Origin of the sequence: Lishizhenia tianjinensis (genome assembly GCF_900116425.1) — a bacterium.
Classification (GTDB): Bacteria; Bacteroidota; Bacteroidia; order Flavobacteriales_D; family Crocinitomicaceae; genus Lishizhenia; species Lishizhenia tianjinensis.
In genome coordinates, this window is record NZ_FPAS01000001.1 from 893,395 (window position 1) to 907,435 (window position 14,041).

Sequence of the window (14,041 nt, forward strand, 5' to 3'; positions counted from 1 at the left end):
ATACGCAATATGTGTATCCCTTTTTAGTTTAAAGATTTAGCTAAATTTGGAGAACTATTTGCTTACATAGAATTATGAGACTTTTACTTTTATTTACTTTCTTACTTTCCTTCAACGCCTTAAACGCACAGGGTTTATTTCCTTTCTTAGATAACATAGGCTATTTAAGATCTTTTGAAAATGGTTACAGTAAGCAATTAGATTACCTCCCTCCTACAGAGTATAAATACAATCAAAACCTTATCGTATTTAGAGATCATAAAAGAGATTTGTTTGTGTACGACGGCAAAAAAAAGCACTTCCTAAACAACACGGCGGTTCGCTATGAATTGGGGTTAAATTCTGTGACATGGAACATAGGTCCAATATTATTTCACTGGGAAAATGGAAGAAGAAAAACACTGAGTAATTTTGCAGATTACTATGCTGTGAGTGATTCCTTGGTTGTTTTTATAGACTCGCGCGACAATTCCATTAAAGCACATTATAAGGATAGTATTTACTTGGTAACTTATAGCTTAGAGGAATTAACCCTTCCACAAAACATTGGTCCAACCACTTTCGGATTCAAAGGTCCAGGAGAAGTCCAGTATATTTTTGACAGAGGTAAAATTACAGAGATTGGAAGTTCTCAGTTTAGTTTCTCCTATGCTTCAGGCTATGGTTTTAGCGTATTCAACGATCCTATAAATCAAAGCTTTGCCCTTTATGAAAACGGTGAAATATTCAATATAGAAGCCGTACAAATCCCCTCCTACAAAGCAGGAAATAATTTTGCAGTCTACCTTGATCAAAACAGGAATTTAATGTACTACGAGGATGGTGACCTAAAGAAAATCAGTAATTATTCCCCCGATTTTTATGAAGTTAAAGACAGCATAGTTGTTTGGGGTGAAACCAACTTGTTTTTTATGTACGACGGAGAACAAGTCACGCAAATTTGTAACTACATCCCTGAAGAATACAAGCTTTCCAATAAAACGGTAGCCTTTCGAAATGTAATGGGAGGTGTATCGGTCTGTAATTACGGTACAACCAAAGAGGTAACCAAGGTATTCAAGGCCGAATTTGATGTGAATGCAAACATCGTAAGGGTGGAAACCAGTAAAGGAAATTTCCTCTTTTATCAAAACGGAAAATCATACGATTATTAACCTAGAATAACTCTGGAAACATAAATGCATCGCGCTCATCGATAAATAACCAATTTTGTTGGGTTTTACTTTGAATGGCGTAAAAGACATGATTTTGCTCATTGTAGGTATAGCTATAACCTATGCATAAGGTATTATCGCTTGTCCACATTTTAGATTTAACGTAGTTATTTATACTGTAATTTTCTAAATCGAAGTATTTCTGAACCGTATCTTTTCCCTGATCAGTATAATACTTCACGACTCTTGGATGGGTTAAACCGAGCTTAATCAAGACTTGATTTTGATTGATTGCATCTACATAATCACCAACGGCTTTAGATAGTATCAATTCTTCTTGCGTACTCAATCCACAAGCGCTGAACACAAAGATTAACGTGGCTAAAAGTAATTTCTTCATTTTAAAAATAGATATGTTGTGCCGTTCTATAGGTATTGGCATGTGCTTCAATAATATTTTTTAATTGGGGGGAATATCCACCTCCCATAGAACAGACGATGGGTAAATGATTCTTCTTGGCCAATTCAAAAACTATCTCATCTCTGCGTTTGCATCCTTCTATACTCACTCCTAACCTTCCTAATTTATCTGTTTTTAAAATATCAACTCCACATTGATAAAACAAAAAATCGGGCTCCACTTTGGCCAAAAGCTCTTCTAGGTGTCGCTCTACCAAATACAAATACTCCTTATCCCTTATACCATCCTCTACGGCAACATCTAAATCCGACTTCTCCTTCTTTAAAGGGTAATTGTGTTTTCCATGAACAGAAAAAGTGAAAATTTCAGGTGTATCAGCAAATATCTCAGCAGTTCCATTCCCTTGGTGCACATCCAAGTCTATGATTAAAATTTTCTTTGCTATCCCTTGATCTATGGCCCATCTTGCCGCTATGGCTTGGTCATTCAACAAACAAAAACCTTCTCCTCTGTTGCTAAAAGCGTGATGTGTCCCTCCAGCTATATTCATGGCAACACCATATTCTAGGGCATAAATCACGCATTGCCGTGTACCCTCCATGATTTTAAACTCCCTTTCTATCAATTGTTCATTGTGAGGAAAGCCCGTTACACGTTGCTCCCTTTTGGTCAATTCTAATGCTCTTAAACGCTTTACATAAGCAGCATCATGAACGGCTAAAACTGTTTCTAAAGCTATTTCATCCGTACGAAAAAAGTTCTCTTCTTCCACCGTTCCTTCATACATTAACTGTTGAGGCAACAACTCATATTTCGCCATAGGAAAGCGATGTCCCGGAGGCAAGCTATGTGCATAAATAGGATCGAAAGCAATTTTTAACATGCCACTAAAATAAAAGGAAAACAAATTGGAAATAAAAAAGCCCCCAACATAATGGGGGCTTTTTCAAACAAACAACAATCTCAACAAAAAACAATAATTTTTGAGATCACAAACAAACCATTTAAGGTATGTTCTTTCCTCGATATTATCTAAGGAATACTGTTGTCCCTACCGCCAACTCTTTAGAAGGTGAAAGCGTAGGATTTAATTTTTGTAGTCGTTTTAGCTTAATTCCAAACTCTTGACTTATTGCTCTCAACGAAGTGGCGTTCTTCACTTCTGTTGTTCTTTCTTTTTTCGATCTATTTCTTTTGTGCATGATATAGATCTTATCTCCTTCTTCTATGGTATTTTGCTTGCTAATTACATCATTGTATTTATAAATTTGATGTAAACTCAAACCGAATTCTTTTGCTATTCTATAGTAAGTATCTCCTTTTTTAGCAGTGATGTACTGTGTTCTCGCCTTGTTAACAGTAACCTTGTGTAAGTTGTAGTTTACTGCTTTACTCAACTTACCCGTTTGAGGTGCTTTGGTACTTACCTCCTCTAAGGTTTGTTCTGCAATATCTACTTTTGCCAAAGGTTGATCTAGGGTTGAAAAATCAAGTTTATACAATTCATTTTTCTCTATGATGTCAATTAACAACTGCGGGTATTTTGGATTGGTAGCATATCCTGCTTTCCGCAAACCTTTTGCCCAACTTTTGTAATCGGTAACATCATAGGTAAACAACTCAGCATATCTTGATCTTCCCGTTAAAAACAAACTATGGTCTTCGAAAGATTCTAAAGCATGCGCGTACTTTCTAAAGCACTCATCTTTTTTATCATCATCCTTGTAAACTCTTTCTCCCTCCCAGCTGTGACATTTAATTCCAAAGTGATTATTCGCCTCTGTTGCCAACATAGAGTTTCCATAAGAGCTTTCTAAAATACCTTGAGCCATAGTAATAGAAGCAGGTATTTTGTGTGCATGCATTTGCTCAATCGCCACTTTAGACCATTGTGCAATGTAATCTTCCTTTGTGATTTTAGCTTGAGCACTTAAACTACTCAAAAACAAAAATGTAACCGATGTTATGTAAGGTAATACTTTCATGTTTGAATTCACTTATGAACATATAAACGTGAGTTATTAACAATAGTTACAAAATTCATAAAATAAATGTTTAAACCACGAAAAAAGGCACCTCAACGTTTGAGATGCCTTTCTTTATAAGTTGTTACTGAACTACTTCTTGAACTCAGTAATTGTTTTTTCGATGATAGCAACACATTCCATCAATTGCTCTTTGGTCATTACCAAAGGTGGCGCAAAACGGATGATGTTACCGTGTGTAGGTTTTGCTAACAAGCCATTTTCTTTCAAGGCTACACATAAATCCCACGCTGTAGAACTTTCCTCAGTGTCGTTAATTAAAATTGCGTTTAATAAACCTCTACCACGTACTGCATTAACTAAATCAGTATTTGCGATAATACGGTTCATCTCCGCTCTAAATAACTCTCCTAATTGTTGTGCGTTTTCAGCTAATTTTTCATCCTTGATAACTTCCAATGCCGCCGTAGCCACTTTTGCTGCAATTGGGTTACCCCCAAAAGTAGAACCGTGGTTTCCTGGTGTGATTACTCCCATGATATCATCGTTAGCTAATACTGCAGATACAGGATATACACCACCTGAAATTGCTTTACCTAAAATTAAAATATCAGGTTCGTTGTACGTCTCCTGTTTTTCACAAGTTGATCCACATGAACAGTTTCCACAAACCGCTAATAAACTTCCTGTACGAGCGATACCCGTTTGAACTTCATCGGCAATAAATAATGCGTTGTTCGCTTTACACAATTCTCTAGCCTTTGTTAAGTAACCTTCTGAAGGCACATAAACCCCAGCTTCTCCTTGAATAGGTTCAACCAAGAAACCTGCCACATTAGGTTCTTGTAAAGCTGCTTCTAAAGCTTCAACATCATCGTAAGGAATACGAATGAAACCTGGTGTGTACGGTCCGAAGTTGTTGCTCGCTACAGGATCGTTTGAAAAAGAGATAATTGTTGTTGTTCTTCCGTGGAAGTTATTTTCACAAACAATAATTTTTGCTTCATTCTCAGCTATCCCCTTTTTCTCGTAAGCCCACTTTCTGGTAATTTTAATTGCTGTCTCTACTGCCTCAGCACCAGAGTTCATTGGCAATACTTTGTCAAAACCAAAGTACTCGGTTACGTATTTTTCGAAAGGACCTAATGCGTCGTTGTAGAATGCTCTAGACGTTAACGTAAGTGTTTGCGCCTGATCTGTCATCGCTTTTACAATCTTCGGGTGACAGTGACCTTGATTCACTGCTGAATATGCTGATAAGAAATCAAAGTACTTCTTTCCTTCTACATCCCAAACATAAACTCCTTCACCCTTTGCCAAAACTACAGGTAGTGGATGATAATTGTGCGCTCCGTGTTTGTCTTCTAATTGGATTAATTCCTCTGATGTTAACTTCTCCATTGTTGTGTTCATTACTTTTTCATTTTACGCATCTCCCCTTGTGAAAGGGAAGAAAAAATTCCTAAACCTCCCGAATTCTCTAGAAAATCGGGTCCTCAAAAGTAATCATTTTTTTTTGCTTCTCTAAAGGAAATTCTAGAAGCTTCTCTTTTCATTAATCGACTAAAAAACAACGTTTATCGATGTTAAAAATCATATTCGCACACAACAAATTCATTCACCTAGAATTTGATGTCATTCGTCAAAATCTTATGCACACATCGCTAACACGCCCTTACCTTTGTAGCAGATTTTACAATGCACACATAACTAAACAAAACAAACCTATAAAATTGTAATGAAGAACTTAACACTTTTACTTTCATTTATCGCTTTCCTAGGTGTAGCACAAACGAGTTGTCCGAATACAATTACGAGTGGAGCTAACAACACCTGTAATGGAGCGAGTAACTGTTCTGAAGTATTAGTTTTGGATATGAACTTAGACACCCTACTTAATGCCATGGGTGGAGATTCATCTTTGTTGTGTAACACTCCTGGAAACAGTGGTGTGAACTGCCCTGCAAATCAGTTGGTATTTGCCAACTACTATTTATACGACCCAACAGGTACTGGAGGTAACGCAAACAACAACAATAACAACGGTGGTAACGGAGGTAAAAACGGATCTATCGGTTGTTTATACAACGGAGGTGGAGAATACATAGGAGTACTTTATGTAGCCTTAACGGCATTTGACGCCAACATTAACCCAACAAACAATACCGTAGAATTAAACTGGACAACGGCAGCAGAAAAAGACAACGACTTCTTTACTTTGAAGAAATCAACAGACGGTGTAAACTGGACAGTTATTTCTATGATACAAGGAGCTGGAAACTCTGACCAAGAACTCCACTACTCTTTTACAGATTTTGAGGTAGATAATACTACAATGTACTACCAATTATCTCAAACAGATTTCGACGGAACTGTAAACGAATTTGGAATTATAACGGTGAAGAAAGAAGGTAGTAAAGAAATTATAAGTAGAACAAACCTTTTAGGACAAGACGTAGATGAATACTACAAAGGAATGGTAATTCAAACGTACGCAGACGGAAGTTCAGATAAAATCTACCAACAATAAGAAAGTTTCAAGTTTTCAATATATAACCAAAAAGAGGCGATCAAATTTGATAGCCTCTTCCTTTTTTTAGTACTTCTTATTATCGAATGAAAACAAATTCATTTCCTTCTGACATGCTTTCTGAATATTGGTAGCCGTCTATATTTAAAGTTTTAATTTCATCTATAGTCTTAATCCCCTCCTGAATGATTTGTTTCGCCATGGCACCGCGGGCATTCTTAGCGTACATCATAATCGTTTTATAGGTATCACCTTTTAGATCTTTAAACGTTGGAGTTATTATCTCAGCTTTAATTTTCTTCTTGTTTACCACTTTAAAATATTCATTAGAAGCCAAATTCACGATAAACTCACCCTCTTGCATTTCATCGTTCAAGGCATCTGCAATTTTATCTCCCCAGAATTTGTATAGGTTCGTTTTCTTTGGTGTAACCGCCCATTTTGTTCCCATTTCTAAGCGGTAAGGATACATCAAATCCAAAGGTTTTAGCATACCATATAAACCTGATAAAATACGCAAATCCTCTTGAGCTTTTTTAAGTTCATCTTCTGTAAAAGTTTCTATGGCCAAACCTCTATACACCTCTCCAGTAAATACAGTTGCAGCAGGCTTTACGTTTTCATTTAATGCTGTTGGTCGCTCCCATGCTTGGTAACGCTGAAAATTTAACTCACCCAAATCTTTAGAAATGTGCATCATTTTCTCAAACTTTCCTGCAGAGAATTTCCCGAGTTTCTTGGCTAAATAATCTGCCTCTTCTATGAATTGAGGTATAGATGTTTCGGGAGTTGGAACATTTCTATCGTAGTCCAAAGACTTTGCTGGTGATATTAATATTTTCATTGTGCTAAACTTTGCAACAAAAATAACAAGTCATTTAGTTTCTCCTAAACCCAAACCGAAGGATTTCTATCTTTGTTGCATGGAGGATAAAGATTACATGCAATTGGCCATAGACTTGGCCAAGAAAGGAGGTAGAAATGCAGCCCCAAACCCCATGGTAGGTTCTGTAATAGTTTACAATAATGAAATCATTGGTAAAGGATACCACCAAAAATGTGGTGAAGCACATGCAGAGGTAAATGCTGTGAACAGTGTTCTAGACAAAACATTGCTTCCTCACTCTACCATATATGTAAGTTTAGAACCTTGTGCTCATTTTGGCAAAACACCTCCTTGTGCAGATTTAATTATTGCCTCTAAATTTAAACGCTGTGTTATTGCCTGTACAGATCCTTTCTCTGAGGTTTCCGGTAAAGGTAATGCCCGTATTCAAGCCGCAGGCATAGAAACCACAGTAGGTGTGCTTGAACAAGAAGCTCTGGAATTGAACAAACGCTTTTTCACCTTTCACCAAAAGAAAAGACCTTACGTTATTTTAAAATGGGCGCAAACCCAAGATGGCTTTATAGATATAAACAGAGATAATAATCAGAAAGGACAATTTTGGATCACCCAACCCGAAACAAAAAAGTTGGTTCATCAGTGGCGATCTGAAGAACAAGCCATCCTTGTGGGGTGGAAAACCATAGCCAACGACGACGCCAGCTTAACGGTGCGCGAAGTAGAGGGTAAAAACCCAACCCGATTTGTTATTGACCCACAACTTTCTATTCCAAAATCTGCTCAGTTATTTAAAGATGACGTACCTACGGTTATTTACACCCTTAAAGAAGCTACAGATTTTCCTGGGCATGTGGAGGTAAAAAGGCTTTCAGAAATCACAGTTTCGAATATTTTAGACGACCTCTACGCGCGCAACATCCTCTCTGTTTTTGTGGAAGGAGGAGCTTTTACCCTAAAAGAATTCATTGCCACTTCACTTTGGGATGAGGCCAGAATTTTAACTGGTGAAGCGGAGCTAGAGCAAGGCGTTCAAGCGCCAAACATAACCGGAAAAGTTGTTCAGCAAGATAAACTTGGCAAAGACCAAATTAGCATACTATATAATAAGTTGTAAGGAAAGGTTCAACATCCTTAACCACATAGAAGTTTGATCTTTAGACAAAAACAAGCTTTCACGTTACATTGTGAATAAAGCCCTAGATTTTTTTTGAAACAAGCATTACAATTTCGAATACTTATATTACTTTTGTTGCTTAATTGAAAGGTGAATGCAAAACATACAGGAAACGGTAAAAGATATTTTTTCTGCCTATCTTGAAAAAAACGGTCACAGGAAAACTCCTGAACGCTTCGCCATACTCGCAGAAGTTTACGGTTACGACGGTCATTTCGACATAGAATCCCTCTATATCAAGATGAAAAATCAAAACTACCGCGTATCTCGTGCAACTTTATACAATACCATAGAATTATTATTGGCGTGTAATTTAGTGCGTAAACATCAATTTGGGAAGAACATTGCCCAGTTTGAAAAAGCGCATGGATATAAACAACACGACCATATGATTTGTACGGACACAGGAGAGGTTATCGAATTCTGTGATCCACGTATTCAGGCTATCAAGGCTACAGTAGAAGAAGTATTTGGTGTTAAAATTCAGCACCACTCACTTTACTTTTACGGTGTCAAGAATTCAGAATCAGAAGAAACAGAAGAACAGTAGTGAACATCATTCACAAAATAGAAACGGCCTCTAAGGGGGTGCTTATTCTTTTTTTACAAGGAAGGATGTTGAGCAACGAAAATTTTGAGGAATTACTTGGCGCTATTGATAAAGGAATGGATGAGGGAAACAACAACTTCATCATAGACCTCCAAGAACTTACACATTTGAATAGTAGTGGTTTAAACACACTTTTGAAATGTTTTACAAAGTTAAGAAGTGCGGGAGGTGAACTTGTTTTAACACAGGTAAACTCGCACATAGAGAACATATTCGAAATATCGAAATTAAAATCAATTTTTAATATTTGTGCGTCCACAAGGGAAGCACTTAATTTTTTAAATGCACAAGAGGCATGAAGGTAGATGTACTTTTAGGATTACAATGGGGAGACGAAGGTAAAGGAAAGATCGTAGACGTTCTTACCCCTAAATATGATATCATTGCTCGTTTTCAGGGTGGACCAAACGCTGGTCACACACTTGAGTTCGAAGGTATCAAACACGTATTACACACAATTCCATCTGGGATTTTTAGAGAAGATACTCTAAACTTAGTAGGTAACGGTGTTGTAATAGACCCTGTAATCTTCCAAAAAGAGTTAGAAAAGTTAGCTCCTTTCAATATCAACATTAAAGAACGTTTGATATTATCTAAAAAGGCACACTTAATTTTACCTACACACAGATTATTAGATGCTGCATCTGAATCTGCAAAAGGGAAAAATAAAATTGGTTCTACCCTTAAAGGTATTGGTCCAACTTACATGGACAAAACAGGTAGAAATGGATTGAGAGTCGGTGATATTTTCATGGCGAACTTCCAAGAGAAATACGAAGCATTAAAAGCGAAGCATGTTGAGTTGTTAAACCACCATGCAGGTTTCGAATACAACATCGAAGAGTTAGAGCCAGCTTTCTTTGAAGGAATTGAAGTATTGAGAGGATTGACAGCTGTTGATTCTGAGCAATTCATCAACGATGCCTTAAAATCAGGTAAATCTATCTTGGCAGAAGGTGCACAAGGAACGTTGTTAGATATTGACTTTGGTACTTACCCATTCGTTACTTCATCTAACACTGTTACTGCTGGTACTTGTACTGGTTTAGGAGTTGCTCCTACAAGAATTGGAAACGTGATCGGTATCTTTAAAGCTTACTGTACACGTGTTGGTTCTGGACCATTCCCAACGGAGTTACACGACGAAGTAGGTGAAAAAATCAGAAAAGACGGATTTGAATTTGGTGCTACTACAGGTAGACCAAGAAGATGTGGTTGGATAGATCTTCCAGCATTGCGTTACGCTATCATGATTAACGGTGTTACTGAATTATCTATGATGAAGGCGGACGTATTAGACAACTTTGAAACAATTCAAGTTTGTACGCACTACATTATAGATGGAGAAAAAGTGGATTACTTACCATTCGATATCGACGGTATTGAAATCACTCCTGTGTACAAAGAAATCAAAGGATGGAACACAGATTTAACAAAACTTACATCTATGAATGATGCTCCTCAAGAACTTCTTGATTACATTGCATACTTAGAAGAAGAACTTGAAGTTCCTATCGCAACTGTTTCAGTTGGTCCGGATAGAAATCAAACTTTGGATAATAGAAAATAAGAGTGATATTCTTTAAAAACATATTAAAAATTGCGCTTGTTATGGGCGCAATTTTTTTGGTTAGTACTTCGGCTATTGCCCAGCGAGATTATAAAGATTTGGTGAAAAACGCTAAAATTTTCTTGCTCGATGATGCCGGAGAAACCTTGTTTTTAAAAGGAAACGTAGTCTTTGAACACGAAAACACGAAAATGTTTTGTGATTCTGCCCGCTACTACATTAAGACCGATCAATTCAAAGCCTACTCTCGGGTCAACATCAATAAAAAAGATACACTTAATCTCTTTTGTGATTCCTTACACTACAGTTTAAAAAAGGAAATAGCCCAGCTCTATGGTAACGTAAGGGTTAGGGACAGTGAATATAAACTCACCACAGACTCCTTAGAATACGACGTTAAAAAAAGTGCGGGAATATATAGAAATGGTGGTAGAATCACCTCTATACTAAGCAATGAAGTACTGAGTTCAGAAATTGGTTACTTCTTCCCTAACTCAAAAAACTTCACTTTCAGTAAAGATGTAGTTTATCAAAGCAACGATTACAAAGTAACCACAGACACCCTAAGGTTTAATGGATATAGCAAACTTGCCTATTTCTATGGTCCAACCCACATAACTGCAACGCAAACCAACATGTATTGCGAAAAAGGTTGGTATGACGCTAAAAATGAAAAAGGTGTGCTTCAAGGAAATGCCTATATAATAGACGAAAGAACCAATATCGCTGCAGATAGTGTATATTATTCTAAACTCGACAGTATTTCAGAAGCTAGAGGGTGTGTAATCATTAAAGACACGACAGAAAAAATTGAATTCTGGGGCGATTTTGCACGCAGTGATGAAAAGGCAGGTTTTGCTTATTTGGCAGGACACGCATCTGTACTTAGCTACAAGCAAAAAGACTCTACCTTTATCTTTGCTGACAGTCTTTTCAATTACATGGATAGTCTTCAAAAAAGTGAATTGATATTGGCCTATAATAATGTGGTAGTGATACAAAATGATGTTCAAGGTATATGTGATTCTTTAAGCATGAACCAAAAAGACAGTGTGCTTCACCTTTACAAAGATCCCATGTTATGGTCAGACAAAACCCAAATGTCGGCAGACACCTTAATTGTTCATCAAAAAAATGATAAAATTGACAACATAGAACTTCTACAGAATGCCATTATCGTGAATGAAGTAGAAGATAGTTTAAACTACTACAACCAAGTAGGAGGAAAAACCATGCATGCCTATTTTAGAGATGATACCCTGCGTTATGCCAATGTTAATAGTAATGCGCAAACCATATACTACGTAGAAAAAGAGGATAAATCAGACACTTTAGTAGTTGTAGAACGCAGTGGTATGGCCAGAATTTATGGTGGAAACATCACCTTATACTTTGAAAAACAAGAGTTAAGACGAATTGCCTACCGCCAAAACCCAGATGGCGTGATCTATCCCCTCAATAAAATCAAGACCAAAGAAATGAACGTTCAAGGCTTTGAATGGAAGCCAGAACGCCGTCCAGAAAACTGGACAAGCTACTCCATTTCTGTTAAATAATCGTTTTTTAAACGATTTATTCAAAAGACTTTCATATATTTATAGAGCATTCATATTCAACTATTTAAGTAGTTTATAATGCACTAAACTTGACAAAAATACTTTTTACATTCTAGACCCCGATTTACCTGTTTACAGCTAAAGGATAATTACGGCTATGTAATTACGCGCATTACGTAACTTAAAACTTTAGCATTGAAAAAAGTATTATTAATTGTTCTCACGACTATTTTTTTCAACCACGTGAAAGCTCAAACTTTCACTAACCCAAATTTATTAGGAAGTGGCTCTAACAACTTGGCTGCACTTCCAACAGGATGGTCAAACATCCCCGCCTCAGATCAAAATTGTAATGTATCACCAAGCTTTCAAGGTTTGGGAGATACGCCCGACCTTACGAATTTGAATGGCCCTATGCCTCAAATTGGAATTGCGGGTACCCCTAAAATTGGCTCTTCCTTCATTTCAGGAGTAAGAGGAGACAATTTTCATGAAGGTATAATGCAAACTGTAAATGGTTTGGTACCGGGGAAAGTGTATCACATTAGTTTTTACCAATCTGTGGTAAAACAAGAAAACTGTAGAGACACCTCCGGGTCTTGGAGTGTTTATGTAGACAATAGTCTTGTTTTAACAACAGCTACCTCTACAAGTACCCTTCCCTATGATGATGTAAATCTGATATGGGAATATAGAGCCCTTACCTTTACGGCAAGTTCAACTTCTCATACCTTAAAGTTTTTGCCCACAGACGACGATCTTAATGGGGATATTTATTCACTGCAAGAAGACGCAGCTTTACGCATGGGTATAGATCAAATCATCATGGAAGAGTTAATAGTTCCTACTTATTACATAGACACCACTTTATGTAATCAATTGGACTATACGGTAACTTTCAATTTACCCAATGCTAATTTCCTATGGAATGATTCGGATACGAGTAGTACAAAAACCATAAGTTCCCCTGGAGTTTATAGCGTTGAAGTAAACACACCAGATTCTATGTATATCAACAGTTATAATGTCACCTTTTTCAATCCAAATACGGCATTATTACCGGCTGATACCAGCTTTTGTTTCGGAGATACCTTACGAATTTCATCGCCTCAAAACACCTATCCTTTTAACTGGCACGATGCAAGTAATCTACCTTACTATGAGGTAACAGAAACAGAAATGGTTACCTATACCCTATCTCAGAACCAGTGTTCGTATACAGACTCTATGTTTGTTGAAATAATAAAGGTTGAATTCACGACTATTAGTGATACAGCCATTTGCATAGGAGATAGTCTTACTTTTAACTTAGATCCTCAATTCAACTATACCCTAAACCAACAAAGTGTACAAAACAATGTTTTAATTACACAAACAGGTGCTTATTTATTGGAAATTGAAGGCAAGGGATGTACAAGAAAAGATACCTTACTTGTAAGTTATATTCCTCCATTAGAACTTTCTTTAGGGAATGATACCTTGATTTGCGAAAATGAAACTTACGCACTTGTACCTCACATTAATGACGATGAAATAAGCTACCAATGGTCCACAGGTAGTACCTCAGAAATTCTTTACATCAGCGAGGAAGGACATTACTCTCTATTGGCTACAAATTGTTGTGAAAGTGTAGTTGAAGAAGTTTACATCACTACCCACAGTTGTGATCCTTTGGTCTTCGCACCGAATTCATTTACACCGAATGGAGACAGGCACAACAATGCATTCAAATTTGAGAGCGAAGCAGAATTTAGCCGATTCGAATGGAGTATATACAACCGCTGGGGACAAATGATTTTCCAAGGAACAAGTATTCATGATTTTTGGGATGGAAGCTTTAACAATGAATTTTGTAAAGACGGTACTTATGTATGGAAACTTACCTACAGCACTACAAACTCAGCATATGTAGAACAATTAACAGGTAATATCTTACTGTTACGTTAAACGGTAAAACATTACTAAAAAAAGCAGCTCAAAAACGGAGCTGCTTTTTTTTTGTCGATATATGACATTCCAATTTTAATTTAAGAAAAAATCAAGATATTCAAATCCAAAATTACAACAACAACGTAGGTGTCTTTTGTGCCAATCCAGAAACGAATATCGTCCAAAACACAACGTTTAATAAGCTAACAAACAATAAGATACACTCACCGAATTTCTAATACAGTTCACATAATTATCGCTCAAA

13 protein-coding genes are annotated in these 14,041 nt (G+C 36.9%); 8 read left to right on the forward strand and 5 right to left on the reverse strand.

Annotation, left to right across the window (positions count from 1 at the left end; genetic code table 11):
• The first annotated feature begins 74 nt into the window (after positions 1 to 74).
• Positions 75 to 1,154 carry a hypothetical protein gene (locus BM327_RS04225; protein ID WP_090246693.1) on the forward strand — a complete coding sequence of 360 codons (1,080 nt, stop codon included), beginning with the start codon at positions 75 to 77 and terminating at the stop codon, positions 1,152 to 1,154.
• A gap of 1 nt (position 1,155) precedes the next feature.
• On the opposite strand, the gene BM327_RS04230 is transcribed toward BM327_RS04225, so the two are convergent.
• The 4 genes from BM327_RS04230 to rocD all read right to left on the reverse strand — a co-directional run bounded on the left by BM327_RS04230 (position 1,156) and on the right by rocD (position 4,973).
• On the reverse strand, positions 1,156 to 1,554 hold the full coding sequence (locus BM327_RS04230; RefSeq protein WP_090246696.1) for a hypothetical protein: 399 nt from the start codon (positions 1,552 to 1,554) through the stop codon (positions 1,156 to 1,158).
• A gap of 1 nt (position 1,555) precedes the next feature.
• Positions 1,556 to 2,458: a histone deacetylase family protein gene (locus BM327_RS04235; protein WP_090246699.1), complete on the reverse strand. Its 903-nt coding sequence runs from the start codon at positions 2,456 to 2,458 to the stop codon at positions 1,556 to 1,558.
• 145 nt (positions 2,459 to 2,603) lie between these two features.
• Positions 2,604 to 3,560, reverse strand: a complete 957-nt coding sequence (locus tag BM327_RS04240; protein ID WP_090246701.1) for a glucosaminidase domain-containing protein — start codon at positions 3,558 to 3,560, stop codon at positions 2,604 to 2,606.
• Between the two features lie 132 nt (positions 3,561 to 3,692).
• A complete protein-coding gene (gene rocD, locus BM327_RS04245; RefSeq protein ID WP_090246703.1) occupies positions 3,693 to 4,973 on the reverse strand; it encodes an ornithine--oxo-acid transaminase in 1,281 nt (426 codons plus the stop codon).
• A gap of 325 nt (positions 4,974 to 5,298) precedes the next feature.
• Here rocD and BM327_RS04250 point away from each other — a divergent pair, with 325 nt between their 5' ends.
• The gene (locus BM327_RS04250) at positions 5,299 to 6,090 is read left to right on the forward strand and encodes a hypothetical protein (RefSeq protein ID WP_090246706.1); all 792 of its coding nucleotides are present in this window, start codon (positions 5,299 to 5,301) and stop codon (positions 6,088 to 6,090) included.
• 79 nt (positions 6,091 to 6,169) lie between these two features.
• On the opposite strand, the gene yaaA is transcribed toward BM327_RS04250, so the two are convergent.
• The gene (gene yaaA / locus BM327_RS04255) at positions 6,170 to 6,934 is read right to left on the reverse strand and encodes a peroxide stress protein YaaA (protein ID WP_090246708.1); all 765 of its coding nucleotides are present in this window, start codon (positions 6,932 to 6,934) and stop codon (positions 6,170 to 6,172) included.
• Positions 6,935 to 7,013: 79 nt separating this feature from the next.
• On the opposite strand from yaaA, the gene ribD reads away from it, so the two are divergent.
• The 6 genes from ribD to BM327_RS04285 all read left to right on the forward strand — a co-directional run bounded on the left by ribD (position 7,014) and on the right by BM327_RS04285 (position 13,794).
• On the forward strand, positions 7,014 to 8,051 hold the full coding sequence (ribD, locus tag BM327_RS04260) for a bifunctional diaminohydroxyphosphoribosylaminopyrimidine deaminase/5-amino-6-(5-phosphoribosylamino)uracil reductase RibD (protein ID WP_090246710.1): 1,038 nt from the start codon (positions 7,014 to 7,016) through the stop codon (positions 8,049 to 8,051).
• A gap of 154 nt (positions 8,052 to 8,205) precedes the next feature.
• Complete coding sequence (locus BM327_RS04265) at positions 8,206 to 8,661, forward strand: Fur family transcriptional regulator (protein ID WP_090246712.1); 456 nt, start codon at positions 8,206 to 8,208, stop codon at positions 8,659 to 8,661.
• Positions 8,661 to 9,020: an STAS domain-containing protein gene (locus BM327_RS04270; protein WP_139230243.1), complete on the forward strand. Its 360-nt coding sequence runs from the start codon at positions 8,661 to 8,663 to the stop codon at positions 9,018 to 9,020. The genes BM327_RS04265 and BM327_RS04270 overlap by 1 nt, the downstream gene beginning before the upstream one ends.
• On the forward strand, positions 9,017 to 10,291 hold the full coding sequence (locus tag BM327_RS04275) for an adenylosuccinate synthase (protein WP_090246715.1): 1,275 nt from the start codon (positions 9,017 to 9,019) through the stop codon (positions 10,289 to 10,291). The genes BM327_RS04270 and BM327_RS04275 overlap by 4 nt, the downstream gene beginning before the upstream one ends.
• 41 nt (positions 10,292 to 10,332) lie before the next feature.
• Positions 10,333 to 11,847, forward strand: coding sequence for an OstA-like protein (locus BM327_RS04280; RefSeq protein ID WP_139230244.1), 1,515 nt, complete (start codon positions 10,333 to 10,335; stop codon positions 11,845 to 11,847).
• Positions 11,848 to 12,042: 195 nt separating this feature from the next.
• Positions 12,043 to 13,794, forward strand: a complete 1,752-nt coding sequence (locus BM327_RS04285) for a T9SS type B sorting domain-containing protein (protein WP_139230245.1) — start codon at positions 12,043 to 12,045, stop codon at positions 13,792 to 13,794.
• The last annotated feature ends 247 nt before the right edge of the window (positions 13,795 to 14,041 follow it).